The following is a 22,130-nucleotide window of genomic DNA, read 5'->3' on the forward strand; positions in this document are numbered from 1 at the left end:
CAACGGATCGCACCATGCGCGTTTCCTGCCGGGCGAGTGGCCGGCATCGAGCACAACAACACAGATCGGAGGTGCGGGCACGTGAGCGAAAAGCACCGGACCAGGAAAGTCCTGAGCCGGTCTGTGGGTGTGCTCGCGCTCATCGGCCTGTTGCTGGCCGTCTATGGCACGGCAGTGGAGCCACGGTTCATCCTTGATGAGCGTCGATACCAGGCCGAGATCCCCGGGTTGGGCGCGGGCTGGGACGGGGCAGAGCTCGCCGTATTCTCCGACCTGCAGGTCGGCATGTGGTGGGACAACACCGCGATGGTGGAGCGCGTGGTGGACCGGGTCGTCGAGGAAGAGCCGGCGGCCGCGCTGATCGCCGGTGACTTTCTGTACAGCACCAGCCCGAGCATCCCGCAGCAGGTGCAGACCGTCATGGGGCTGCTCGAGCCGCTGCGTGCGGCGGGGATCCCGACGTTCGTCGTCCTGGGCAACCACGACCACGCCGTGGAGGCCGCCGAAGAGCTCACGGCCGCTTTCGACGAGGCCGGGATTGTCGTGCTTGAGAATGAGGCGACCGAGATCCCAGCCCCGGACGGGCAGTCAGCCGAGACTGAACCGTTGTACGCCGTGGGTCTGGCAGCGACCCGCCCCGGGCGCACCGATGCCGCCGCGGCGCTGAGCGGTGTGCCGGCTGACGCCCCGCGCGTCGTGATGATGCACAACCCGACCGCCTTCGCACGGCTGCCGGCACATTCGGCGCCGTTGGCCGTCGCCGGCCACACCCACTGCGGTCAGATCGTCCTGCCGGGCGCGCCGCGGTGGTCGTACGTCGGGCTGACCGAGGACGAGGAAGTCGTTGCGGACGGGTTCGCACCTCCTGGCCACGGCGCAGAGGGGAACAGCATGTTCGTGACCTGCGGTATCGGGTTCAGTCTCCTGCCCGTGCGTATCAACGCCCCGCCCCAGCTTGTGTTCTTCGAGCTCGTTCCTGGTTAGATCCGGTCCGCCAACCAGGTCGGCAGGTCGGCGACGCTGTCGAGGATGGCGTTGGGATCGCCGTCGGCCCTCTCGAGCGCCTCCTGGCGGAACTTGCCGGTGCGCACCAGGATCCCGGTGAGCCCGGCGTCCTGACCCGCGAGCACGTCGACGTCCACGTCGTCGCCGACCATCACCGTCTCCTCCGGCTCGGTCCCGACGACGTCGAGGGCGGCGGCGAAGAACTCCACCGCCGGCTTGCCGACCACCTCGGCCGTGACGCCGGCAGCCGCTTCCAGCCCTGCCACGAACGCTCCGGCGTCCGCCTGCAGCCCCTCGTCGGTGCGCCGGTACATGTTCTTGTTCAAGGTGACGAGCCGAGCGCCCCGGTCCAGGTGTCCGAAGGCGGCATCGAGGGCCGAGTAGTCGAACTCCGGTCCGGCCCCTCCGACCAGGACGACGTCGACGTCCTCGGCGTCTGGACCCACGAGGTCGATGCCTGGCAGGTCGGCCGAGACGTCCCCGCTGGTCAGCAGGAGGCAGCGTGCACCGGGATGCCGCTCGGCCAGGTAGTGCGCCGCGGCGACCGGGCCCGTGATGATCTGCTCGTCGTCGACTGCGAAGCCGGCCTCGCGCAGCGAGGCACCGATGGAGGCGCGGGTCCGGGACGTGGTGCTGGTGGGAAACCCGGGCCGGAGGCCGGCAGCGCGCAGCGCTTCCACCGCCTCGACGGCGCCAGGGATCGGTCGCCACGAGACGGTCAGCACACCGTCGATGTCGAGGAGGACGCCTCGTACCGGACTCAAGTCCGGTGTGTTGGCCGTACGGTTCGCTGGCTCCGGCATGTGTTTCGGCTGCCTCCTGGTGTCGCTGGAGATCTCCGGACGACATTCTCGCGGACCGATCGAGTCCCCGCCGGACAGTTCGTGTCCAGCACCTGGTCCTCGCGGACGCAGCCCTGGCTCTAGCGTTTCGGCCGCGTCCCCCCGGATCGGCGATGTGGCGGCGCCGCGTGTCCTGTCTTGCGGTCAGCATTGCACAGACGCTGGCGTCCCACTCTGCACCGTCGCGCGGCGGCAGGTCGCTGCCGAGGACCTCGGACCAGAATCTATCCTGCTCGTCGATCTCCGAAAGCATTGTGTTTCTTGTGAAGATAAAAACGTGCCGGACAAAGAATCCGCTATTGCCCAACATGGTAGCCTATATTTAGCATATTGCGTAAACATCGGAAGGCGGCCAAAGTGGAAATGGGATTCCTGGCAACGGGGCTTGGCGCGCTCGCCGTGCTCGTGCTTGCCGCGCTCATCGGATACATCGTGTTCCGTCGTGCCTATCGCGTTGCAGCACCGAACGAGGCGCTCGTCATCACGGGTCGCTCACCTTCGAAGTCTCAGGGTGGTGACATCGACCTCGAAAGTGGGACGCGCATCGTCGTGGGCTCCCGCGCTTTCGTCCGCCCACTCTTCGAACGCTCCCACTCGATCTCCCTGTCCTCGCGTCAGATCGTCGTGGATGTCGAGAGTCAGTCGGTGGACGGCATCTTCCTCAGCCTGCAGGCCGTCGCGCAGGTCAAGATCGGTGAAGAGGTCGGGGAGATTCGCAAGGCGGCACAGCGCTTCCTCGATCAGCAGAACAAGATCGACTCCTACAGCCAGGAGATCCTCTCGGGTGCGCTGCGCGCGGTCGTCGGCACGCTCACGGTCACCGAAGTCCTGCGCGACCGCACCACGTTCGCCAAGCAGGTTCAGGAGAACGCCGTCGACTCGATGAACAACCAGGGTCTCGTCATCGACACTCTCCAGGTCATTTCGGTCACGGACGAGGGTGACTACCTCCGCAACCTCGGACGTCCCGAAGCTGCGAAGAAGGAGCAGCAGGCGCGCGTCGCGGAGTCCGAGGCTCGCCGCTCCTCGACCGAGGCGGAGAACCGCGACGGGCAGAAGATCGCGGAGTCGCAGAAGGAACTCGATCTGCGCAATGCCTCCATCGCCAAGGAAACGGCAGAGGAGCGAGCCGAGGCTCAGGCCGCGCAGGAGCTCGCGGAGGCGCGTCAGCGTCAGCGCGTCCTCGATGAGCGACAGAAGATCGCTGAGCAGGAGAACGAGCTGCGTGAGCGCGAGCTCGTCCGAGAGGTGCGCAAGCCGGCGGACGCCACGCAGTACGCCGCAGAGCGCGAGGCCGATTCCCAGCGCTACACGCGCGAGCAGGAGTCGCAGGCGGCACTCATCGAGGCGCAGAACGACTCCCAGGCCGTCAAGGCTCGCGGCCAGGCGGAAGCCGACTCCACGCGCGCCAAGGGCGAGGCTGAGGCGGCAAGCGTGCAGGCCAGCGCAGAGGCGTACAAGCAGTTCACCGAGGCCGCGGTCCTCTCCCAGGTGCTGGAGGCGCTCCCGCAGATCGCCCGTGAGATCGCGGCTCCGATGAGCAACATCGATTCACTCTCCATCGTCTCCTCGGACGGGGAGAGTCGCCTCGGGGAAAACGTGGCCTCGGGTATGAAAAGGACCTTTGACGCCGTGAAGTCCACGACGGGCCTCGACATCCAGTCCCTCATCGAGAGTGCCAAGGAGGCCAACCCTGACGAGGTAGCGGAGCCGTCGCCGCTCACCCGCGAGAATGCCGTCGCCGACGAGGTGGCCAGCGAGGCGAAGTGACACTGTGACGGTGTCCTTCTGACGCGCCACGCAGAGTCCAGCCGGCTTGATCAGGGAGGTGCTGTGCCATAGGGGTCCATCACCGCAGGAGACCGACGCTTCCGCGTGCCGACGAGCGGATTCAGCCGCTCAGCCCTGGACCACCGGCCCTCTCCGTACCGCACACGGCCGGGCTTCGCCGTGCCACGCCACCACAAGCCAGCGACCGACATCACGACGCTTCGCCGTCCACGACGTAGAAGATCGTCTGCGCCGCGATCCGACCGTCCCGCACGACGAACGAGTCCACCCCGGTGCGCACCCTCAGCTCATCCTGCTCGCCGGTCCACCGCAGCATGCCGACCTCGCCCTCGACGAGGAGCTCCTCGTAGCGGAAGGCTCCGTGGCCGAGGTACGAGGACAGCACCTTCGCGCGATGGCGCACCGCGTCCAGCCCGCGGTCGGCGCCCTCACCCCAGGAGAGGAGCAGGACGTCGTCGTGGTAGTTCTCGGCGAGGTCGCCCTCGAGGGTGCCTTCCTGGCGGTGGGCGAGGTGGGACTCGAGAACCTCACGGGTGCTGCGGGTCATGCCGATGTGTCCTCCTCGGGTCGTCCTCAGGCCGTTCCGCGAGCGAGACGCTGTTCCAGGTCCGCGGTCGAGATGACGGGGCGGTCGCAGACGAAGCCCCGGCACACGTACGCCGCGGAGCGGCCATCGACGAGCGGCCGGTCGGCCAGCAGCGGGGCACCGGGCGCATCCGGCTCGCCGGCCGTCATGACGAGGCCGGGTGACGGCGAGCTGCGGACGGTGCGCGCCAGGGCGGCGGCGTCGTCGTCCGTCCCGACGACGGCGACCTGCAGCGGACCCGTGAGTGCCGCCTCGGCGACGGCGAGCGTCCACCCGGCGAAGCGGGGTGCCTGCCCGACGATGCCGCCCGCTGCCGCGATGGCCGCGTCGGCCGCGTCGCGGTGCCGGGTCGAGCCGGTCAGGGCCCCGTAGGTGAGCAGCGCGCCGGCCAGGGACGACTGGCCGGACGGTTCGACGTTGTCGGTCGCGTCCTTCGGCCGGGTGATCAGCCGCTCGGCGTCGTCGGCGACGTCGAAGAACCCGCCCGCGCCGTCGCCGAAGCGGGCGAGTGCGGTCTCGAGCAGGCCGCCGGCTCGGTCCAGCCAGCGCGGGTCGCCGGTGGCCTGGTGGAGGGCGAGGAGTCCTTCGGCGAGGTCGCCGTGGTCGGCGGCGACGGCGGCCGCGGATCCGACGCTCCCGTGCCGGGAGGCGCGGCGGAGCCTGCCGTCGACGAGGTGAATGCCGACGAGGAACTCGGCGCAGGCTCGTGCCGCGTCGAGATACGACGGCTCGCCCAGGATCGTGCCGGCCTCAGTGAGTGCCGCGACGGCCAGTCCGTTCCAGGCGGTGACGACCTTGTCGTCGCGGGCCGGCTGCGGCCGGCCGGCTCGGGCGGCGAGGAGGCGGCTTCGCACCTCCGCCCACCACTGCGGGTCGGGGTCGCTGCGCAGCTGAAGCGTGGACGTGCCGTGCTCGAAGGTGCCGGCCTCGGTGACGGAGAGGGCCTCCGCCGCACGTGCGCCGTCGTCCGGGCCGAGGACCTCGGCGAGCTGGTCGGGTGTCCACGCGTAGGTCAGGCCCTCGACGCCGTCCGCATCGGCGTCCAGGGCGGAGGCGAACGCGCCCTCCTCGGTGAGCATGTCGGTGAGCAGGAAGTCGGCGGTCTCCCGGGCGACGCGCGCGGCCAGCGACGACCCGGTCGCGCGGTGGAGGTGCAGGTACGCCCGCAGGAGCTGGGCGTTGTCGTAGAGCATCTTCTCGAAGTGCGGCACCACCCACTCGGCGTCCACGGAATACCGGGCGAAGCCACCGGCGAGCTGGTCGTACATGCCTCCGCGGGCCATCGCCTCGCACGTGTGCTCGGCCATGCGCAGCGCGTCGGGCTCGCCGGTGCGGGCATGGTGGCGCAGCAGGAACTCGAGCACCATCGACGGGGGGAACTTCGGCGCCGTGCCGAAACCGCCGTTGGCCGGATCGAAGTCGCCGGCGAGCGTGTTGACCGCGTCCGAGACGGCACCGTCGTCGATGGGGGCGGCCGGTCCCGCGGCGGACATGCCCGCGAGCGCGTTCGTGATGTTCGCGCTGGAGCGCAGTACCTCCTCGCGGCGCTGCGTCCACGCCTCCCCGACCGCGGCGAGGAGCTGGAGGAACTGGGGACGCGGGTAGTACGTGCCGCAGAAGAACGGCTCGCCGTCGGGGGTGAGGAAGCAGGTCATCGGCCAGCCGCCCTGACCGGTCATCGCGGTGGTGGCTGTCATGTACACGGAGTCGACGTCCGGGCGCTCCTCGCGGTCGACCTTGACCGAGACGAAACCGTCGTTCATGGCTGCCGCGACGGCGTCGTCCTCGAAGGATTCGTGCGCCATGACGTGGCACCAGTGGCAGGCGGCATAGCCGACGGAGAGCAGGACGGGAACGTCCCGCCGTCGGGCCTCGGCGAAGGCCTCTTCGCCCCACTCCTGCCAGTGGACCGGGTTGTCCGCGTGCTGCAAAAGGTACGGACTGGTCGCGTCACTCAGACGATTGGCCATGTCTCCAGCCTGTCAGGGTGACGCAGAGCGGGCATCGCGAGCCGAGTCTCGGGCGGGTGCAGCAGTTTGCGCCGAGGAATGCTGGGCCTTCACCCCTGGCGGGCGCAGCTCAGTTCGTGACGGCCGGAGTGCGTCGAGCCAGGTAGACCGTGTTGCTCGACTCGTCACCGGTGAGCGGGTTCGGGAAGGTCACCAGCTCCGCGGACGTCTCGGTGAACACCTCGTCGAGGAACGCCTGAAAGGCGGCGTCGGGCGGGTCGTCCGACCACAGGGCGAAGACGCCGCCGCCGGTCAGGTGACGGGACAGCGCTCGCAGGCCCTCCGCGCTGTAGAACGGCGCGTGGTCGGGATGGAGCAGGTGACCGGGAGTGTGGTCGATGTCGAGCAGGATCGCGTCGAAGTGGGCCAGCGGTTCGTCGCGGACCAGGCGGAAGAAGTCGTCGTGGACGAGGCGGCAGCGCGGATCGTCGGCCAGCCCGGCGGTCTCCGGCAGCAGCTCGCGACGGTGCCAGTCGAGAACCGGCTCGGACGCCTCGATCACCGTCAGCTCGGTGACGCGGGGATCGTCCATCGCCGCGTGTGCGGTGTAGCCGAGCCCGAGGCCACCGACCAGTACCGTCAGATCCGGGCGGTCGAGGGTGGCGAGGGCGCGGGTGGCGAGCGCTCGCTCGGCGGCGGTGAAGAGGCTGGACATGAGGTACTCGTCGCCCAGCCGCACCTCGTACACCTCGACCTGCGCGGTGAGGTCGTAGCGGCGGCGGAGGCTGATTTCGCCCATGGGTGTCTCTTGCCAGTCGAGCTCCTCGAAACGCGCCAAGGTTGCCCTCTCTCGGGGGGGTGGTCGATCTGCTCGTCGCGGTGTGTGACCAACGTAGACGGTCCCGCTGAGCACCGTTCGACTCACACCTACGGACAGTTGTCAGGGCCCAGGTCCCATGACCTCAGTGCTTGCCCGGCCGGCACGGCTTGCCAGTCGGGCGCGGCCCGACGTCCGACCATCGGCGGGGTGCCGGGTCAGGGTGTCGGCGTCGTTGGGCACGCCCCGACCGTTCACTCCGGGAGGTCCCGCCTCTCTACGGGGAGGTCCCGCCTCTCGGTCCCGAGAGGGCGTGTAGCCGGATGTGACGTGTTGTCCACAGTGGTCGTGAGGTGACTTCGTGTCCACAAATTCGTTGCAATACCGCCAAAAGGCTTGCCTGTAGTACATCTGTTCGATACCGTCGAAGCAGCATCGAAAACGACGAAAACCCGCCGGAGGGAGGGCACCGTGGCCGCCATCGGAGCCGAGACCACCACTTCCGGGGAGCACGCCATTCGCCAGGTCGGCGGCAACGGCGCCGCCGTCCCCGGCAACGCGTACGGTGGCGCCTCGATAGCGGATCGTTTGGCCGCCGTCAGCGCCGAGCTGGCCGAGCTGGCGGGTCTCGATCTTGCCTCGCTGGGCCCCGGCGAGCTGATCGAGACGATCGATGGTGTCGAGAGCACCCACCGCCAGCTCGAAGGACTGACGAACCGCGTCCTCGTGGCCGCCGAGGCCGACGGGATGTGGGCCACCACCGGTGCCCGCAGCTTCGCGTCCTGGTACGCCGCCCGCACCGGTCGCCACCTCATCACCTCCCGGCGCATGGTCCGCCACGCCCGCCGCCTGCGTGATGACCTGCCCGCCACCTCGACCGCGCTCGAAGCCGGGCAGATCAGCGCCGAGCACGCGGACGTGATGGCTAAGTACGCCACCGCCCGCCCCCTGCTGCTCACCCAGCTGCGCGACCCCGACCTCGGCGAGGACTTCCTCATCGGCCAGGCCACCACGCTGGATGCGACCCGCTTCCAGAAGGTGGTCCACCACTGGGCCATCCGCACCGATCCCGACGCCGCCGACCAGAACTGGCGCGCGGACGCCGCCAAGGAAGAAGTCTCCCTGTCCGCGACCCTGGGTGGTTACCACCTTAAGGGCTGGCTCTCCCCGGAGTCCGGGCAGGTCCTCCAAGAAGCACTCGACGCCCGCACCGGTGTCCCCTCCAAGAACGACTCCCGGACCCCGACCCAGCGCCGCGCGCACGCCTTGACCGCGCTGGCCCGCATCGGTCTCGACTCCGGCGTCCTGCGTCCCGGGTCCCGCATCCGCCCCCACCTGAGCATCCACGTCCCCTACGAGACCCTCACCCGCCTCACCGACGCCACCGGCCCCACCGGCCCCGGCAGCGGCCACCCCGGACCGGCCGACCCGGCCGGTCCGGACGATCCGGCCGGTCGGGCCGGTGCGGCTGATCCCGGTCACGCGTTCGGGCCCGGCGCCACCATCGAGCACCCCACCGCGTCCCCGACCGCTGACGGCCAGCCCGCCGACGCCGTGTCGATCCCCGCCGGGGTCGACGAGACGCTGATGCACGGTGCCGAACCCGCGACCCTGGCGGACGGGACCCCCATCCCCCACGCCCAGCTCGCCAAGATCGCGTGCCAGAGCCAGCTGCACCGCGTCATCTTCGGTCCCGACTCCGAGATCCTGGACTCCGGCCGCGAGGAACGACTCTTCACCCCCGGCCAGACCCGCGCCATCATCGCCCGCGACGGGCTCTGCCAGTTCCCCGACTGCCAAGCACCACCCGGCGAGGGCGAGATACACCACTCCCTCTACTGGTACGAACACGGCGGCACCACCACCGCGAGACTCGGCGTGCTGCTGTGCTGGCACCACCACGACTACGTCCACCTGCACAACATCACCATCGAACGCCGCACCGGCACCTGGACCTTCCTCCGCGCCGACGGCACCCCCATCACACCCGTCCGCCCGCAACGCACCGTCACGCGCCCCACCCCCTTCGGACCCGTCATCCCCGGCACGGCCACCAAGCCAACGACGAAGACCGCGACGAAACCGACGCCGGCGATGACGAAGATGGGGACTCCAGCGACGGCAGCGACCGCGCCGACCCCGGCGACGACGACGAAGTCGAAGGTGACCACGACGAACGACCCGGCGGCGACGAGCGCGACGAGCGACCCGCCCAAGGCATTCGTGAACAACCCGACCAAACCGCCGACAACACCGGCCACCGTCCAACACACCACGCGAGCAGGCCCCAGACCGAACCCGACGCCACGGACATAACACTCCGCACGGCCGTTCGCCGCCGAACTAAGCCAGATGCGGGTCGATCATCGTCATGCCGGCGACCGTCGCACGGTCGAACACGGGCAGCAGCGCGGCCGCTTCCTCCAGCCCGACGACGCGCTCGATCAGTTCCTGCGGCTTCAGCGCACCGTTCTCGATGAGCGCGAGCATCGCGGGGTAGTCGACGGCGGACATGCCGTGGCTGCCGAGGACGTCGAGCTCCCACCCGATCACCCGCGACATCGGCACCCGCGGATGGCCGTCCACGGGTGGCAGCAGCCCGATCTGGACGTGCCGGCCCTGCCGCCGGAGGCTGTGGATCGCGTCGCTGCAGCTCTGCTCGCCGCCCACGGCGTCGACGGACACGTGACTGCCGCCGCCGGTCAGCTTGTGCACCGCCGCGGGGACGTCGGACCCGCCCGCCCCGCCTGCACCGTCGCTCCCAGCAGCGCCATCCACGGTCAGCACGTGGTCCGCCCCGACCTTCGTCGCCATCGCGAGCGCCTCCCGATGCCGGTCGACGGCGATCACCCGGGCGCCGAACGCCTTGGCGATCATCACGGCGCTCAGGCCCACGCCTCCGGCGCCGACGACCGTGAGCCATTCCCCCTCGGCGAGGCGGGCACGCCCGACGAGGCCCCGGTACGCCGTCGCGAACCGGCAGCCAAGGCTCGCGGCAGCCTCGAAGCTGACGCCGTCGGGGATCGCGACGAGGTTGGTGTCCGCGGCATGCAGAGCGACGTACTCGGCAAACGAGCCCCAATGGGTAAAGCCGGGCTGCTGCTGGTCCGGGCACACCTGCGTCTGGCCGGTGCGGCACCATGCGCACCGGCCGCAGCCGCACACGAACGGGACGGTGACGCGCTGACCCTCCGACCAACGACGCACGCCCGGCCCGACGTCGGTGACCACGCCCGCCAGCTCGTGGCCCGGGACGTGCGGCGGGACGACGTCGTCGTCGTGGCCCGCCCAGCCGTGCCAGTCGCTGCGGCACAGGCCGGTAGCCTGCACCCGCACGACGACGCCGTCGTCCGGGACTCGGGGCTCCGGGACGTCACGGACCTCGGGCGTGGCGCCGATGGCGTCGAAGATGACAGCTCGCACCCGTCCATTCTCTCGCGGCCCGGTACGGGCGGTGCGGGCCGCTGAGCAGGGGTCATCAGGACCTGTGCGGCCGTGGTGATCGCCTCGCACGACCGTCAGCTGCTGCGCGACCTCACCCACTGGGACCGGCTGCCGGTCGCCGCGTCCGGGCAGCGGTAGCGGGGCCCGCCGGCCCGCTCGTCGCCCGTAGTCTGGCGAGATGCGCGAACGACGAGGTGTGCTGGCCGCGGCATTGACCGCGGTCGCGCTCCTCGTCCTCGTCTGGGGCTCGAGCGGGCAGCTCCGGCTGCTCCCGCAGCCGGTCACCGGCGACGGCGGCCCTCCGCAGAGTCGGGACCGCCCGACCGTCCCGGCGGATCAGATGACGCCGTTGCTGCCTCCGCCGTCGACCGGGGAGCAGGGCGCGGAGGCACTGACCGTGGAATGGGACCTGGTCCTCGCCGTCGGGATCCTCCTGGCCCTCGCGCTGCTGCTGGTGGCGTGGCGAGTGTGGCGCTGGTGGCGCCGGCGCGAGACCGACCGTTCCCTTCCGGACGACGACGAGCCGGACTTCGAGGTGATGCTGCGAGCGACCGGGGCCCAGGCCCAGCGGCGCGCGGCCGAGGGCGACCCCCGCAACGCCATCGTCTCCTGCTGGGTGAGCCTGGAGGACGCCGCCGAGCGCGCCGGGCTGGACCGGCAGGCCTCCGAGACGGCGACGGAGTTCACCTCCCGCGTCCTGACCGCGTGGGACGTCGATCCCGCCACGATCACCGAGCTAGGTGACCTCTACCGGGCGGCCCGGTTCTCGAGGGAACCGATCACCGAGGCGGACCGACGGCGGGCCGTCGCCGCCCTGGGCCGGGTCCACGAGGCCATCACCGCGTACGAGGCCGCCCCCGACGGACGCAGCGAGGTGCCGACGTGAGCGACGGCCTGCGCCGGTGGAGGCGCCTCACCATCGCCGCCGTCGTGACGATGGCCGTGCTGGGCACGACGCTCTGGCAGGGCGGGCTCCTGCCCGCGCCGTGGCCGGTCGGGGTGGCGGTCACCGTCGTGGCCGGGCTGGCGCTCGTCCTCGCGGTCTGGACCCTGGTCCAGAACCTGGACCTGTTGACGCCCGCGTCGTGGTTCGGCCCGCAGGACCTGGAGGTCCCGCCGTCGCGGCCGGGGCTCGACGCCCGGCTGGCACGGCTGCGTCGCCACCTGCGCGACACCGTCGAGCGGGACGACCGCCCGGACGCGATGCAGGAGTTGCTGCGAGAGCTGGCGGCCGACCGGCTCGCCGCCCGAGGGGTCGACCTCGACGCCGACCCGCAGGCCGCGGAGGCGCTCATGCACCCGTCCCTGACCCGCTATCTCGCCCATTCACCGCAGGACACGAGACCACGCAACCGGCGCGAGCTGGCCGACGTCGTCGGACGAATCGAGGAGCTGTGACCACCATGCCTGAGCCGCGTCCCGAGCTGAGCGTCGAGGAGGTGACCCGGCAGGCGGCCGCCGTGCTCGACCGGGTCGAGCAGGCCGTCGTCGGCAATCGCGAGTCGCTCACGCTCGTGCTCTCCGCGGTGCTGGCCGGGGGCCATGCGCTCCTCGAGGACCTGCCCGGCCTGGGCAAGACGCTCGCCGCGCGGTCCTTCGCGCAGACGCTCGGGCTGAGCTTCGCGCGTGCCCAGTTCACCCCGGACCTGCTGCCCGCCGACCTCACCGGTGGGTTCGTCTTCGACCAGCGGGAGGGCAGCTTCGAGTTCCGCAAGGGTCCGCTGTTCACCGGTCTGCTGCTCGCTGACGAGATCAACCGCACGCCCCCGAAGACCCAGTCCGCGCTCCTCGAGGCCATGCAGGAGCACCAGGTGACGGTCGAGGGGGAGACCTTCCCGCTGCCGCAGCCGTTCCACGTGCTCGCCACGGCCAACCCGGTCGAGTACGAGGGCACCTACCCGCTGCCCGAGGCCCAGCTCGACCGATTCCTCGTCCGCCTCTCCTTCGGGTACCCGAGCGAGGAGGACGAGCAGGACGTGCTGTGCCGGCGCCTCGACCGCCGCCAGGAGGACATCCACCTCGAGGCGGTTACCGACGCCGCCGGGCTGCTCGGCATGCAGCGCGCCGTGGAGACGGTGCCGGTCGAGGACGACATCAGCCGGTACTGCGTGTCCCTCGCCGCCGCGACCCGCCGGCACCCGGCCGCCCAGGTCGGCGCCTCTCCGAGGGGATCGCTGGGCCTCGTGCTGACCGCCCGCGCGTACGCCGTCGTCCACGGCCGGTCCTACATCGTCCCGGAGGACGTCAAGGCCGTCGCGCACGCCGTCCTCGGGCACCGGATCGCCATCAAGCCCGAGCTTTGGATGTCCGACGTGTCCGAGCTCGGCGTCGTCGCGGCCGCGCTCGACCAGGTTCCCGTGCCGGCCGCGCGCGAGGTGCCGGCGACGAGCGGGCCGTGACGACGCCGGAGCTTCCCCGGCCCGCACCGGGTGGCCTCTCCGGCGCCGGACGGGACGAGGACCGGTGGGTGGTCACGCACAGCCACGTCCGGGGCGTCCTGGTCGCCGTCGTGGGGACTGTCGCCGCCCTGGTCCTGCAGCGCCCCGACCTGCTCGTCCTCGTCACGCCCGTCGCGCTCGTCGTCGTCTGGTCGAGCGTGGAGCGCCCGCGCCGACGGACCCGGGCCTGGTCAAGGCTGGGCCGGACCGTGGCCACTGAGGGCGACCGGCACGCCGTCCGGGTCGGGGTGACCACGGTGCCCGGCGCGGAGCTCGTGAGCACGTCGCTGGCACCCAGGCCGTGGATCCGGCGGCGACCCGAGCACGGGGCCCGGGTCGGCCTCGTCGATGCCGAGGACGTCGAGCGTGGGGAGATCCGGCTGGTCACCGGGGCCGACCCGCTGCGCTGGGGCTTCCACGCCGTCGGTCCCGTGCTCGTCGGTGCGGTGAGTCCCTGGGGCGCCTTCCGGTGGGGTCCCGTCCCGCTCGCCGAGGCCCGGATTCGGGTGCTTCCCGATCCGGCCGCGTTCGACGCGACGGCGCCGGCGCCGCACCCGCGGGGGCTCGTCGGCCGGCACCGGTCGACGCGGCCCGGGGAGGGCAGCGAGTTCGCCTCCATCAGGCCCTTTCAGTGGGGCGACCGCCTGAAGCGGATCCACTGGGCGCGGTCCCTGCGCTCGGGGGAGCTTCACGTGACCTCCAGCTACGCCGACCAGGACACGCACGTGGCGGTGCTCGTGGACGCCCACATCGACCTGGGCCGCTCGGAGGGGACCGGCGGAGCGGCGAGCTCCCTGGACCGCTCGGTCCGGGCGGCGGCGGCCATGGCGGAGCACTTCCTGCACGGCGGTGACCGGGTCAGCCTGCAGGTGTTCTCCGGCGAGATGCCCCTGCGTGTCCCGCCCGGGACAGGGCGGCGGCACAGCCATCGCGTGCGTGAGGTGCTGAGCCGGGTGGCGCCGGCACACCAGCACGACGGCGGCCACCGGCGGCTGCGTCTCGGGCTGGGCGACGGAGCGCTCGTGGTGATGGTGTCGGCACTGGTCTCGCCCGAGGCCCTGACCCACGCGGCCGCCCTCGTCCGCAGCGGCCTGACAGTGGTCGTTATCGACGCCCTCGGTGAGGACTTCGAGCTGCCCAGCGACTGGGAGCCGCTGGACGTGCTCGCGTGGCGCGTCAGGCTGCTCGAGCGCGACCGGGAGGTGCGGCGCATCCAGCAGGCGGGTGTGCCGGTCGTCGCCTGGAAGGGACCGGGCAGCCTGGACCCCGTGCTGCGCAGCCTGGCGCGGCGCGGTCGCTCGAGGGTGTCCCTGTGAGCGGGGCGTGGGAGGAGTTGCGCAGCGCCGGCCGCGAGCAGCTCGCGCTGCGTGGCGCCATCGTGGTCGCCGGCCTCGTCTTCGCCGTCGCCGCTGCCGCCACGGGCGGGGCGGATCTCTGGGCCGACCCGTGGTTCGCGGTCGCCATCCCGGCGCTGGCGCTGCTCGCCGCCCTGAGCCCGCACACGTTCCTGCCGGCCGTCCTCATGCTCTACCTGGTCGGGGTCTGGATCACCGGGACGCCAGAGCTCTGGACCCCGTGGGCCCCGCTGGCGGCCGCCTGTCTACTGGTGATCCACACCGCTGCAGCGATCGCGACGAGCGTGCCCGCCCAGGCCACGCTGCCCGCCCGGCTCTGGCGGCTATACCTGCCGCGCGTGGCGGTACTGCTCGGGGCGGCCGTCGCCGTCTGGGCCGTCGTCGGGCTCGTCCACGGGCGGACTGTTCCGGGCGGACCCGCGGCCATGGTGACCGGCCTCGCCGTCGTCACCGCCGGACTGCTGGCGCACCAGCGGGCGGTCATTCGCCGGACTCGGCAGGACTGAGCTGCCCGGCGGCCTGGCAGCCCCACTCGAACCGGCCTTTCGGGGGAGTTGGCACGGGTGTTTCCTGGACGCCATGCGCGCGCTGTCATCCCGCCTGGCACAGATCGTCGATGCGCTGCCGCTGCGGCCGGGTATGCGGGTGCTGGAGATCGGCGGTGCCCCGGGAGCCGCGGCACGAGCGGTGGCCGATCGGATCGGCGACGGCCACATCTTGGTGATCGACCGGTCCGCGAGGGGCGTGGCACTCACGGAGCGCAACGCCGCAGCGGAGATCGCTGCCGGCCGGATGAGCGTTCGCGCGGTCGCCGCGGAGGACTTCGAGCTGCTGCCTGGTGAGCCGCCGTACGACCTGGCGTTCGCAGTGCGCGTCGGAGCACTCGACGGCCGGCACCCGGGGGCCGGCGAACGTGCGCGTCGTCGGATCGCTGCTGCGTTGGTCCCCGGCGGACGGCTGTTCATCGACGGCGGTGACCCGCTGCGTGGGGTCGAGCTGCCTCGCGGTCCCGCGTAGCGCCACCGAGCGCGCTCGCATCACGCTGCGGCGTGCCGCGGCGTTCGTCCCCGCGGTGACGTTCCGCAGGTCGCGTCGCTTGCACGTAGGAGACGACCATTCTGACCGTCACGTACAGGGCGAGGACGCCGAAGACGCCGTGCCTCCACTGCCAGCCCACGCCGAGGCCGACGAAGCCGTCGAGGACGAGGACCGCCGCCCCGGCCGCGAAGGCGAGAGCGGTCAGACCGAGCGCCGCCAGCATCAAGGGCCGCGGCACCGCGCGCCCGACGCGCGTGACCGTGGCGAGGGCGACCACGGCCGCGACCACGCCCGTGGCCGCGGCGGACCACTGTGCTGCCGCGACGCCCATGACGGCGTCGGCGTACTGCGCGTGATCGGCGACGGTGGGCACGGGCCCGCTGGGGAACCCCAGCCGGCTCTGAGAGGCGTACACGGCCTTGCCGGCGGCGTAACCGAGAAAGAGCACCGCCATCGTCAGCGCCGGCCACCGTGTCTGCTGCTGGCGAGGAATCAACATGGACCGAACCTATGGCGGCCCGACGAGCCGTCGGATCCACCTCGAGGGCTACTGAGCTTCGACCTGTGGATGACCTTCCCGTCCAAGCCCGACGCAACGTGCGACGCGGAAGCCGACGTCGTCGATCCGGAGGCTGGGGTGGCTGCGCCGCCTACCGACGCTCGGCAGCTCCAGTGCTCGTCGAACCAGCCGCCGCCGCGGAGCACGCGGTAGGCCCCGTAGACGTCGGCGTCGTAGAGGTCCGAGCACCACTCCCACACGTTGCCCAGCATGTCGTGCAGTTCCCACAGATTCCGCTGCTTCGTCGCCACGTCGTGGCTGCGCTCGCCGGAGTTGCCCCGGTACCAGGCGACCTCGTCCAGGTCGCCGTAGCGCGGTCCGGACGTGCCGGCCCGGCAGGCGTGCTCCCACTCCGCCATGGGGAGCCGATACCCGTCGGCCGCGGCGTCCAGGGCCGCGTGCCCGCGGATCTCGTCCATGTCGTAGGCGGCGCTCAGGCCTTCCTGCGTGGACAGGGCGTTGCAGAACGTGACGACGTCCCACCACGAGACGCTGTCGACAGGGCGGTCGGCGAACTCCGTCGGTGGATCGAGCCCCAGCACGGCGGCGTACGCCCCGCGTGTGATCTGGGTCCGGCCGAGCCGGTACGGCGCGATATCGACCAGCCGCGATCGCTGCGTCCGCCGATCGTTCAACGTCACCCGACCGGCAGGGACGAGAACCGTCTCGACCGTCGGGGCGGTCACGGCCGGTGGCCGGACGCTCGCCGGTCGCGGATCCGCACGCCGGAACGATCGGCGGGACCGCTGACCAGCCGCTCCAGCATCAGGTAGACGCCGAAGAGCACCGCGATGACCACGGTGACGTGCAGCAGCACGGCCAGCGCGATGCCGAGAATCATCCCCGCCTGCCAGAAGCGCCCCCACGTCAGCGAGAGCACGGCCGGGACCACCACGGCCGCGACCGCGCCGCCCGCCAGCTCGGCGCCGAAGCCCCGGTCTCCCATCCACGGCAGCACGTCCCACACGTCGAGCAGGTCCACCGAGGAGAGCGTGCCGAGCGCCACGATCGCGCCGAGCACGCCGACCAGCGCCAGCCGCAAGGCCAGCCGTCCGGAGTCCCACATCGTCGCCGTGGACGTCCCCGCCCACATCATCCACGCCCGCACGCGCCCGGTTCCCAGGCAGATCATCGCGTCGCGGAAGACCCGGTCCGCCTCGACCCGGTCGATCCTCGGCCCGAGGTGCTGACCGTCGACCAGGGCGTCGTGCAGGACCGCGGCGGGCAGGAAGTCGCCGCTCTTCGGTACGAGCCAGACGAACACTCCCGGCACCGACGCCAGGTCCGTGGAGAAGGTGTCGAGATCCGCCGGTACGACGAACGGCTGGTCGTGGTCGTCGCCGCGATACCCGAACTGGCGCAGCAACGTGAAGTCGTTCCCGTCGATGCTGCGCATCTCCAGGCGCAGCGGACCGCCGTCGAGGACGTCGTAGAAGTGCCCGCCTGCCATCGGGCAAGGAAAGCCTGTCGGGGCGGTCGCTGCCAACTTCTTCCACGGGTCGATCCGGGAAACGTTGATGTCGTGGTGACGTCCTTGACTGCCGCTGTGGCAGAAGCCGTGAGCCGTACCGAGCTGTGGGCGATGATCCACGCCGAGCGGGCGGCCCTGGCCGAGGACCTCGCCGCCTTGAGCGACGAGCAGTGGCGGCAGCAGTCGCTGTGCGGGCTGTGGGTGGTCGAGGAGGTCGTCGCCCACCTCACCGCCGCCGCGAGCATCGGCACGGTGCGCTGGGTCCGGAGCATCGTTGGCGCCCGGTTCGACGCCGACCGCCACAACCGGCGCCGTCTGGCCGAGCAGCGAGGGCGAGATCCGGAGGAGACGCTCCAGCGGTTCCGCGCGGTGATCACGAGCACGACGGCGGCATCCGGCCATACCCCGGCGTGGCTCGGCGAGGTGGTGGTGCACGCACAGGACATCCGCCGCCCACTCGGCATCGAGCGGACGCCCGCCCTGACGGCGGTCGGCGCGGTCGCAGCCTTCTACGCCGGTCGCGACTTCGCCGTGGCGAGCCGCAGCGCCATCAAGGGCTTGCGCCTCGAGGCGACCGACGGATCCTTCCAGGCCGGCACGGGATCGCTCGTGCGCGGGTCCACCTTGGCGCTGATCATGGCGATGGCGGGCCGCGCACCGTACTGCGACGACCTCGTCGGCGACGGCGTCCCCATCCTGCGGGAGCGCTGCTCGCCGGCCGCGACATGAGTGGGACGCCGTTCATCGGCTCCCCTGAACGTCGGGATGGTCAGTTGTCCGAACAATGGCTCGGGCGATCTGCGTAGTCTCTGACGGTGAACGACTCGGGAGAGGCGGCCGGTGAACCGCCGCAGGGCTCGGTCGCCGGCCTGGGGCCGGTGAGCCACGCGATCTTTCGCGTCGCACGGTTGCACAAGGCATTCGCAGGTCAGCTCCTCAGGCGCGTGGGTCTGTACCCCGGTCAGGAGCTGCTGATGATTCGACTGTGGGACCACGGGCCACAGCGTCAGGTCGACCTCGTGCGGACTCTGGAGTCCGACGCGCCGTCGGTCGCCCGATCCGTCCGCAGGCTCGAGAAGGCCGGCTTCGTCCGCCGCAGTCCCAGCCCCGACGACGGCCGAGTGACGATCGTCGAGGCCACACGTGCCAGCCTGCCGCTGAAACGCAGTGTCGAGCAGATGTGGGCCGACCTGGAGGAGCTGACGGTCGGAGCGATGAGCGACTCCGAGCGGGACCGGACGCTGCGCGTCTTGGATGCCCTGGAGCAGAACCTGGATGACGCGGAACGAGGGCGAGACCGACCCGAGTAGGACCGCCGAGATTGCCGCGAAGGGGTGCCGGTGCGGCGGTGGACCGCCGTACCGGCACCCGCGCAGTCCTAGTGCGGACCGTCGGACCGGCTCTCTGCGCGACGAGCGAGGCGGATCACCGGCAACAGTCGAGGAGCCTTGCTCTGGTATCTACCGAAGGCGGGCGCCATCTCCACGAATCGAGCGAAGGCCGCCTCCCGCTCCTTTCCGGCCAGCTCGAAGGCCCGCACCGGTACGGCGGCGAGGGCGCCGTCGACGACGGCCTCGATCTCGACGTCGGGGTGTGCCCGCAAGTTGATCGTCCAGGCCGGGTCCCGGGGCGCACCCATGGCTGAACCGACGACCAACCAGCTGTCGCCGTCGCGGAGCGACATCGCGGGGTTGACCCGTTCGGTCCCGCTCCGGGCGCCGCGGTGATGGATGAGGACCAGGTTGGTGCCCCAGGCGCCGACCTGGCCGTCCTGTGCGCGAAACTCCGCGATGACGCGGTCGTTGAACTCGGTCATGCTCTCTCCCTCGAAGCTGGGCTTCCCTCCGGCCATTCGCGGCTAGGCCGCGTTCAGCGCAGCCTGGGGTAATCGGTGTATCCGGTGGCATCGCCGCCGTAGGCCTTTGTCAGGTCGGGCACACTCAGGGGTGCGCCGACAGCGAGGCGGTGCGGCAGGTCAGGGTTGGCGATGAAGAGGCGGCCGAAGGCGACCAGGTCTGTGGCGCCTTGCTCGATCAACGTCAGGTGCTGCTGATCGGTCGTTGAACCCGGTGTGGCCGGGTTCAGCATCAACGTCCCGGGCCACCGCTCGCGCAGGACGCCCGTCAGGGCGGGGTCTGCTGACTCCAGCACGTGCAGGTACGCCAGCGGCAGGTGGTCGAGCTCGCCGAGCAGCAACGGGTACGTATCGGTGTAGTCGTCCTCAGTGATGTCGTTCAACGGGTTCGCCGGCGAGATCCGCAGGGCTGTGCGCTCGGCTCCGATCGCATCCACCACCGCACGGACGGTCTCCACCGTCAGGCGGATCCGGTTCGCCGGCGTCCCGCCCCACTCATCCTCGCGCCGGTTGGCGTTCGTCGAGAGGAATTGGTGGAGCAGGTAGCCGTTCGCCCCGTGCAGCTCGACGCCGTCGAAGCCGGCCTCGATCGCGTTGCGAGCGGCCGCGGCGAAGTCTGCGACCGTGTCCCAGACCTGCTGACTCGTGAGGGGTGTGGGCCTCACAAAGTCCTGCTTCCCGTGCGCGGTGAAGATCTGACCGGCGGCCTGGACCGGCGACGCACCCACCGGCGTGGTGGCCTCGGCATAGTTGTCCGGGTGACCGACTCGGCCCGTGTGCATCAGCTGCGCCACGATCCGGCCGCCGTTCTGGTGCACCGCCTCGGTCACCCTTCGCCATGCCGCGACCTGCGCAGCGCTGTGCAGCCCTGGTGTGCTGGGGTAGCCCTGGCCGATCCGGTTGGGCTGGATGCCCTCGGTGACGATCAGGCCCGCACTCGCACGCTGTGCGTAGTACTCCGCCATGAGCGACGTCGGGCTCGCGTCGGGACCGTACGCGCGGCTACGCGTCATCGGAGCCATCACGATGCGGTTCTTGAGCGTGAGGGCTCCTGCCGTGAAGGGCTCGAACGGGTTGGTGCGGGTCACCTCGAGGGTGCTTGTGGTGGCGGGCATGCTTGCGTCCTCTCTTGTTCGGCTAACTACTTAGTAGTCCGAACAAGGAGTTGCCTGACCTATTCCCGGGGATGCGCACGACGCGCGGTAGTCACCCGTCGTTCGGGATCGGCAGGCACCTGCCGGGGTGCAGGACCGCTGAGCGTCAGGCGCGGCGACCCGGGTTCTTCGATGCCTCGGAGCCTTGACTCGGCTTGCCCGTCGAGCCGAAGGCGGTGGAGAGGCCGACGCCCATCCCGACCCCTACGACCAGCCCGTAGAGAAAGTTGTCGAGGGCCATGCCGACCGCGACACCGACGCCGATACCGATCGTGATGCCGATGCCCCACGCGGCGCGGCGCTCCATCGGCAGCTCTTCGTCGTTCATGGCGTCAACGCTATTGGCGCGTCCGCGCGCTGCCATCACCCTGTGGTCGGAACGAAGGTCAACCTTTGGGCGGAGACGGGCCCGTCGCCTGTCCGGCGGTTCCCGGGTCTGAGGCGTCGGCGGACGGGCGGTCCACCAGTGCTGCGAGCCGCTCGGGCGCCTGGACGCAGTAGGAGTCGACGAGGAGCTCGGTCAGCTCCTCCCAGTCGGTACTCTCGTCGAGGACCAGGCCGACGGCATCGTCGCCCCAACTGGCCCTGAAGTATGGCGGTCCGAGGTGCTCGAAGGCCAGCACCTCGCCGGGCTCGGCGCGGAACGTGATGCGGAACAGTCCGTCCTCGCCGCCGAATACGTGCGCCACGGTCGCCCCGTGCACGCGCCAGCGAACGCCCACCCAGGCGTCGGACTCCACGCATTCGGGCAGCATCTCGAGCACCGCGGCGATGCGGTCGATCCATTCCGCGGGTACGTGGGGTCGTTCTGGCACCGCACCAGTCTCCTATGCGTCGCGGCCATCGAGGACGTCCTCGTCGCTGACGCGAATGGGCCCGCTTCGGGGCGGGGCCCATCCGCACCACCCGGGGTGCTGCGTGCTCGGAGGATCGGTCAGAACGTCGCGGTGTCCGGGTCCGACCCGACGCGCGTGCCGTCGTCGAGCGAGTCGATCGCGGCCATCTCCTCCGCCGTCAGCTCGAAGCCGAAGACGTCGAAGTTCTGCTTCATGCGATCGGCGTTGTTGGTCTTCGGGAAGACGATGACGCCGTTCTGCAGGTGCCAGCGGATGACGACCTGGGCCGGGGAGGCGCCGTGCGCCTCGGCCGCCGAGCTGACCTCCGGCGTCTCGAACAGCGGGTACTTGGCCTGGCCGAGCGGCCCCCAGGACTCGATCGCGATGCCGCGGGACTTTCCGAACGTCCGGAGGCCCTGCTGGGCCAGCTTCGGGTGCAGCTCGATCTGATCGACCGCCGGCACGGTGCTCGAGGCCTCGATGATCTCCTTGAGATGGTGCTCGTGGAAGTTCGAGACGCCGATCGAGCTCGCTTTGCCAGTTGCCTTGATCTCCTCGAGCGCGAGCCAGCTCTCCACGTACTTCCCGCGCGTGGGGCTGGGCCAGTGGATGAGGTAGAGGTCGACGTGGTCGAGGCCGAGCTTCTCCAGGCTGCGGTCGATCGCGTCGTGCGCGGACCGGGTTCCCTGGTCCTCGTTCCACAGCTTGGTGGTGATGAACAGCTCGTCACGCGGGATGCCGGACTTCGCGATGGCGCGGCCGACACCCTCCTCGTTCTTGTAGATCGCGGCGGTGTCGATGTGGCGGTAGCCGGCCTCGAGGGCGTCGGTCACGATGCGCTCGGTCTCGGGAGGGTCGACGAGGAAGACTCCGAAGCCGAGCTGGGGGATCGAGTGGCCGTCGTTGAGGGAGATCGTGGGAACAGTCATGGGCGTCATGCTGGCACGAACGACGTGTGGTCGACCGAGCGTGCCGTCAGCCGGACGAAGG

General features: G+C 70.8%; 24 protein-coding genes. 11 read left to right on the forward strand and 13 right to left on the reverse strand.

Features of this window, described 5'->3' with window-relative positions; all coding sequences use genetic code 11:
- Window positions 1–81 precede the first annotated feature (81 nt).
- On the forward strand, window positions 82–984 hold the full coding sequence (locus ABD907_RS13025) for a metallophosphoesterase (RefSeq protein WP_345216687.1): 903 nt from the start codon (window positions 82–84) through the stop codon (window positions 982–984).
- Here the strand turns inward: ABD907_RS13025 and ABD907_RS13030 are convergent.
- The gene (locus tag ABD907_RS13030) at window positions 981–1,769 is read right to left on the reverse strand and encodes an HAD-IIA family hydrolase (protein ID WP_345216688.1); all 789 of its coding nucleotides are present in this window, start codon (window positions 1,767–1,769) and stop codon (window positions 981–983) included. The genes ABD907_RS13025 and ABD907_RS13030 overlap by 4 nt on opposite strands.
- A 441-nt stretch (window positions 1,770–2,210) precedes the next feature.
- On the opposite strand from ABD907_RS13030, the gene ABD907_RS13035 reads away from it, so the two are divergent.
- Window positions 2,211–3,617 (forward strand): flotillin family protein, encoded by a 1,407-nt coding sequence (locus ABD907_RS13035; protein WP_345216865.1) that lies wholly within the window; start codon window positions 2,211–2,213, stop codon window positions 3,615–3,617.
- Between the two features lie 211 nt (window positions 3,618–3,828).
- Here ABD907_RS13035 and ABD907_RS13040 read toward each other — a convergent pair whose 3' ends face one another.
- The 3 genes from ABD907_RS13040 to ABD907_RS13050 form a co-directional block, all read right to left on the reverse strand.
- A complete protein-coding gene (locus ABD907_RS13040; RefSeq protein ID WP_345216689.1) occupies window positions 3,829–4,185 on the reverse strand; it encodes a nuclear transport factor 2 family protein in 357 nt (118 codons plus the stop codon).
- Between the two features lie 26 nt (window positions 4,186–4,211).
- Window positions 4,212–6,194 carry a thioredoxin domain-containing protein gene (locus ABD907_RS13045; RefSeq protein WP_345216690.1) on the reverse strand — a complete coding sequence of 661 codons (1,983 nt, stop codon included), beginning with the start codon at window positions 6,192–6,194 and terminating at the stop codon, window positions 4,212–4,214.
- Window positions 6,195–6,303: 109 nt separating this feature from the next.
- Window positions 6,304–6,972 carry a spermidine synthase gene (locus ABD907_RS13050; RefSeq protein ID WP_345216691.1) on the reverse strand — a complete coding sequence of 223 codons (669 nt, stop codon included), beginning with the start codon at window positions 6,970–6,972 and terminating at the stop codon, window positions 6,304–6,306.
- Between the two features lie 489 nt (window positions 6,973–7,461).
- Between ABD907_RS13050 and ABD907_RS13055 the strand changes: the two genes are divergently transcribed.
- Window positions 7,462–9,306 carry an HNH endonuclease signature motif containing protein gene (locus ABD907_RS13055; RefSeq protein ID WP_345216692.1) on the forward strand — a complete coding sequence of 615 codons (1,845 nt, stop codon included), beginning with the start codon at window positions 7,462–7,464 and terminating at the stop codon, window positions 9,304–9,306.
- 27 nt (window positions 9,307–9,333) lie between these two features.
- On the opposite strand, the gene ABD907_RS13060 is transcribed toward ABD907_RS13055, so the two are convergent.
- The gene (locus tag ABD907_RS13060; RefSeq protein ID WP_345216693.1) at window positions 9,334–10,413 is read right to left on the reverse strand and encodes a zinc-dependent alcohol dehydrogenase family protein; all 1,080 of its coding nucleotides are present in this window, start codon (window positions 10,411–10,413) and stop codon (window positions 9,334–9,336) included.
- A 199-nt stretch (window positions 10,414–10,612) separates the two neighbouring features.
- Here ABD907_RS13060 and ABD907_RS13065 point away from each other — a divergent pair, with 199 nt between their 5' ends.
- The 6 genes from ABD907_RS13065 to ABD907_RS13090 all read left to right on the forward strand — a co-directional run bounded on the left by ABD907_RS13065 (window position 10,613) and on the right by ABD907_RS13090 (window position 15,244).
- On the forward strand, window positions 10,613–11,320 hold the full coding sequence (locus tag ABD907_RS13065) for a DUF4129 domain-containing protein (RefSeq protein ID WP_345216694.1): 708 nt from the start codon (window positions 10,613–10,615) through the stop codon (window positions 11,318–11,320).
- Entirely contained in the window at window positions 11,317–11,832 is a 516-nt protein-coding gene (locus tag ABD907_RS13070) for a hypothetical protein (RefSeq protein ID WP_345216695.1), read from the forward strand. The genes ABD907_RS13065 and ABD907_RS13070 overlap by 4 nt, the downstream gene beginning before the upstream one ends.
- A 5-nt stretch (window positions 11,833–11,837) precedes the next feature.
- Window positions 11,838–12,833, forward strand: a complete 996-nt coding sequence (locus ABD907_RS13075) for an AAA family ATPase (protein ID WP_345216866.1) — start codon at window positions 11,838–11,840, stop codon at window positions 12,831–12,833.
- Window positions 12,830–14,188: a DUF58 domain-containing protein gene (locus tag ABD907_RS13080; RefSeq protein ID WP_345216696.1), complete on the forward strand. Its 1,359-nt coding sequence runs from the start codon at window positions 12,830–12,832 to the stop codon at window positions 14,186–14,188. Before ABD907_RS13075 ends, ABD907_RS13080 begins: the two co-directional genes overlap by 4 nt.
- On the forward strand, window positions 14,185–14,733 hold the full coding sequence (locus tag ABD907_RS13085; RefSeq protein WP_345216697.1) for a hypothetical protein: 549 nt from the start codon (window positions 14,185–14,187) through the stop codon (window positions 14,731–14,733). Before ABD907_RS13080 ends, ABD907_RS13085 begins: the two co-directional genes overlap by 4 nt.
- 73 nt (window positions 14,734–14,806) lie before the next feature.
- On the forward strand, window positions 14,807–15,244 hold the full coding sequence (locus tag ABD907_RS13090) for a methyltransferase domain-containing protein (RefSeq protein ID WP_345216698.1): 438 nt from the start codon (window positions 14,807–14,809) through the stop codon (window positions 15,242–15,244).
- Here the strand turns inward: ABD907_RS13090 and ABD907_RS13095 are convergent.
- Genes ABD907_RS13095 through ABD907_RS13105 form a run of 3 tightly spaced genes read right to left on the reverse strand, consistent with a single transcriptional unit; the run spans window position 15,189 to window position 17,274 of the window.
- Complete coding sequence (locus ABD907_RS13095) at window positions 15,189–15,764, reverse strand: hypothetical protein (RefSeq protein WP_345216699.1); 576 nt, start codon at window positions 15,762–15,764, stop codon at window positions 15,189–15,191. The genes ABD907_RS13090 and ABD907_RS13095 overlap by 56 nt on opposite strands.
- Window positions 15,758–16,510, reverse strand: a complete 753-nt coding sequence (locus ABD907_RS13100) for a formylglycine-generating enzyme family protein (RefSeq protein WP_345216700.1) — start codon at window positions 16,508–16,510, stop codon at window positions 15,758–15,760. The genes ABD907_RS13095 and ABD907_RS13100 overlap by 7 nt, the downstream gene beginning before the upstream one ends.
- The gene (locus tag ABD907_RS13105) at window positions 16,507–17,274 is read right to left on the reverse strand and encodes a DUF1353 domain-containing protein (RefSeq protein WP_345216701.1); all 768 of its coding nucleotides are present in this window, start codon (window positions 17,272–17,274) and stop codon (window positions 16,507–16,509) included. The genes ABD907_RS13100 and ABD907_RS13105 overlap by 4 nt, the downstream gene beginning before the upstream one ends.
- 132 nt (window positions 17,275–17,406) lie before the next feature.
- On the opposite strand from ABD907_RS13105, the gene ABD907_RS13110 reads away from it, so the two are divergent.
- Together ABD907_RS13110 and ABD907_RS13115 are read left to right on the forward strand one after the other, a co-directional pair.
- The gene (locus ABD907_RS13110) at window positions 17,407–18,024 is read left to right on the forward strand and encodes a maleylpyruvate isomerase family mycothiol-dependent enzyme (protein ID WP_486334100.1); all 618 of its coding nucleotides are present in this window, start codon (window positions 17,407–17,409) and stop codon (window positions 18,022–18,024) included.
- 86 nt (window positions 18,025–18,110) lie between these two features.
- Window positions 18,111–18,605, forward strand: a complete 495-nt coding sequence (locus ABD907_RS13115; protein ID WP_345216703.1) for a MarR family winged helix-turn-helix transcriptional regulator — start codon at window positions 18,111–18,113, stop codon at window positions 18,603–18,605.
- A 68-nt stretch (window positions 18,606–18,673) separates the two neighbouring features.
- Here ABD907_RS13115 and ABD907_RS13120 read toward each other — a convergent pair whose 3' ends face one another.
- The 5 genes from ABD907_RS13120 to ABD907_RS13140 all read right to left on the reverse strand — a co-directional run bounded on the left by ABD907_RS13120 (window position 18,674) and on the right by ABD907_RS13140 (window position 22,069).
- The gene (locus ABD907_RS13120) at window positions 18,674–19,111 is read right to left on the reverse strand and encodes a nitroreductase/quinone reductase family protein (protein WP_345216704.1); all 438 of its coding nucleotides are present in this window, start codon (window positions 19,109–19,111) and stop codon (window positions 18,674–18,676) included.
- A gap of 53 nt (window positions 19,112–19,164) precedes the next feature.
- Window positions 19,165–20,265, reverse strand: a complete 1,101-nt coding sequence (locus ABD907_RS13125; protein ID WP_345216705.1) for an alkene reductase — start codon at window positions 20,263–20,265, stop codon at window positions 19,165–19,167.
- A 145-nt stretch (window positions 20,266–20,410) separates the two neighbouring features.
- Window positions 20,411–20,632 (reverse strand): hypothetical protein, encoded by a 222-nt coding sequence (locus tag ABD907_RS13130; RefSeq protein WP_345216706.1) that lies wholly within the window; start codon window positions 20,630–20,632, stop codon window positions 20,411–20,413.
- Window positions 20,633–20,690: 58 nt separating this feature from the next.
- A complete protein-coding gene (locus ABD907_RS13135; protein WP_345216707.1) occupies window positions 20,691–21,119 on the reverse strand; it encodes an MmcQ/YjbR family DNA-binding protein in 429 nt (142 codons plus the stop codon).
- A 119-nt stretch (window positions 21,120–21,238) separates the two neighbouring features.
- Window positions 21,239–22,069, reverse strand: a complete 831-nt coding sequence (locus tag ABD907_RS13140) for an aldo/keto reductase (protein ID WP_345216708.1) — start codon at window positions 22,067–22,069, stop codon at window positions 21,239–21,241.
- Window positions 22,070–22,130: the final 61 nt, after the last annotated feature.

The organism is Georgenia halophila, from assembly GCF_039541595.1.

Bases quoted from the DNA above. Each gene is read 5' to 3' on its own strand.
- ABD907_RS13125 (WP_345216705.1), bottom strand. From the start codon at position 20,265: ATGCCCGCCACCACAAGCACCCTCGAGGTGACCCGCACCAACCCGTTC.
- ABD907_RS13120 (WP_345216704.1), bottom strand. From the start codon at position 19,111: ATGACCGAGTTCAACGACCGCGTCATCGCGGAGTTTCGCGCACAGGAC.
- ABD907_RS13045 (WP_345216690.1), bottom strand. From the start codon at position 6,194: ATGGCCAATCGTCTGAGTGACGCGACCAGTCCGTACCTTTTGCAGCAC.
- ABD907_RS13090 (WP_345216698.1), top strand. From the start codon at position 14,807: ATGCGCGCGCTGTCATCCCGCCTGGCACAGATCGTCGATGCGCTGCCG.
- ABD907_RS13050 (WP_345216691.1), bottom strand. From the start codon at position 6,972: ATGGGCGAAATCAGCCTCCGCCGCCGCTACGACCTCACCGCGCAGGTC.
- ABD907_RS13130 (WP_345216706.1), bottom strand. From the start codon at position 20,632: ATGAACGACGAAGAGCTGCCGATGGAGCGCCGCGCCGCGTGGGGCATC.
- ABD907_RS13110 (WP_486334100.1), top strand. From the start codon at position 17,407: ATGATCCACGCCGAGCGGGCGGCCCTGGCCGAGGACCTCGCCGCCTTG.
- ABD907_RS13105 (WP_345216701.1), bottom strand. From the start codon at position 17,274: ATGGCAGGCGGGCACTTCTACGACGTCCTCGACGGCGGTCCGCTGCGC.
- ABD907_RS13065 (WP_345216694.1), top strand. From the start codon at position 10,613: ATGCGCGAACGACGAGGTGTGCTGGCCGCGGCATTGACCGCGGTCGCG.
- ABD907_RS13040 (WP_345216689.1), bottom strand. From the start codon at position 4,185: ATGACCCGCAGCACCCGTGAGGTTCTCGAGTCCCACCTCGCCCACCGC.
- ABD907_RS13075 (WP_345216866.1), top strand. From the start codon at position 11,838: ATGCCTGAGCCGCGTCCCGAGCTGAGCGTCGAGGAGGTGACCCGGCAG.
- ABD907_RS13035 (WP_345216865.1), top strand. From the start codon at position 2,211: ATGGGATTCCTGGCAACGGGGCTTGGCGCGCTCGCCGTGCTCGTGCTT.
- ABD907_RS13095 (WP_345216699.1), bottom strand. From the start codon at position 15,764: ATGTTGATTCCTCGCCAGCAGCAGACACGGTGGCCGGCGCTGACGATG.
- ABD907_RS13140 (WP_345216708.1), bottom strand. From the start codon at position 22,069: ATGACTGTTCCCACGATCTCCCTCAACGACGGCCACTCGATCCCCCAG.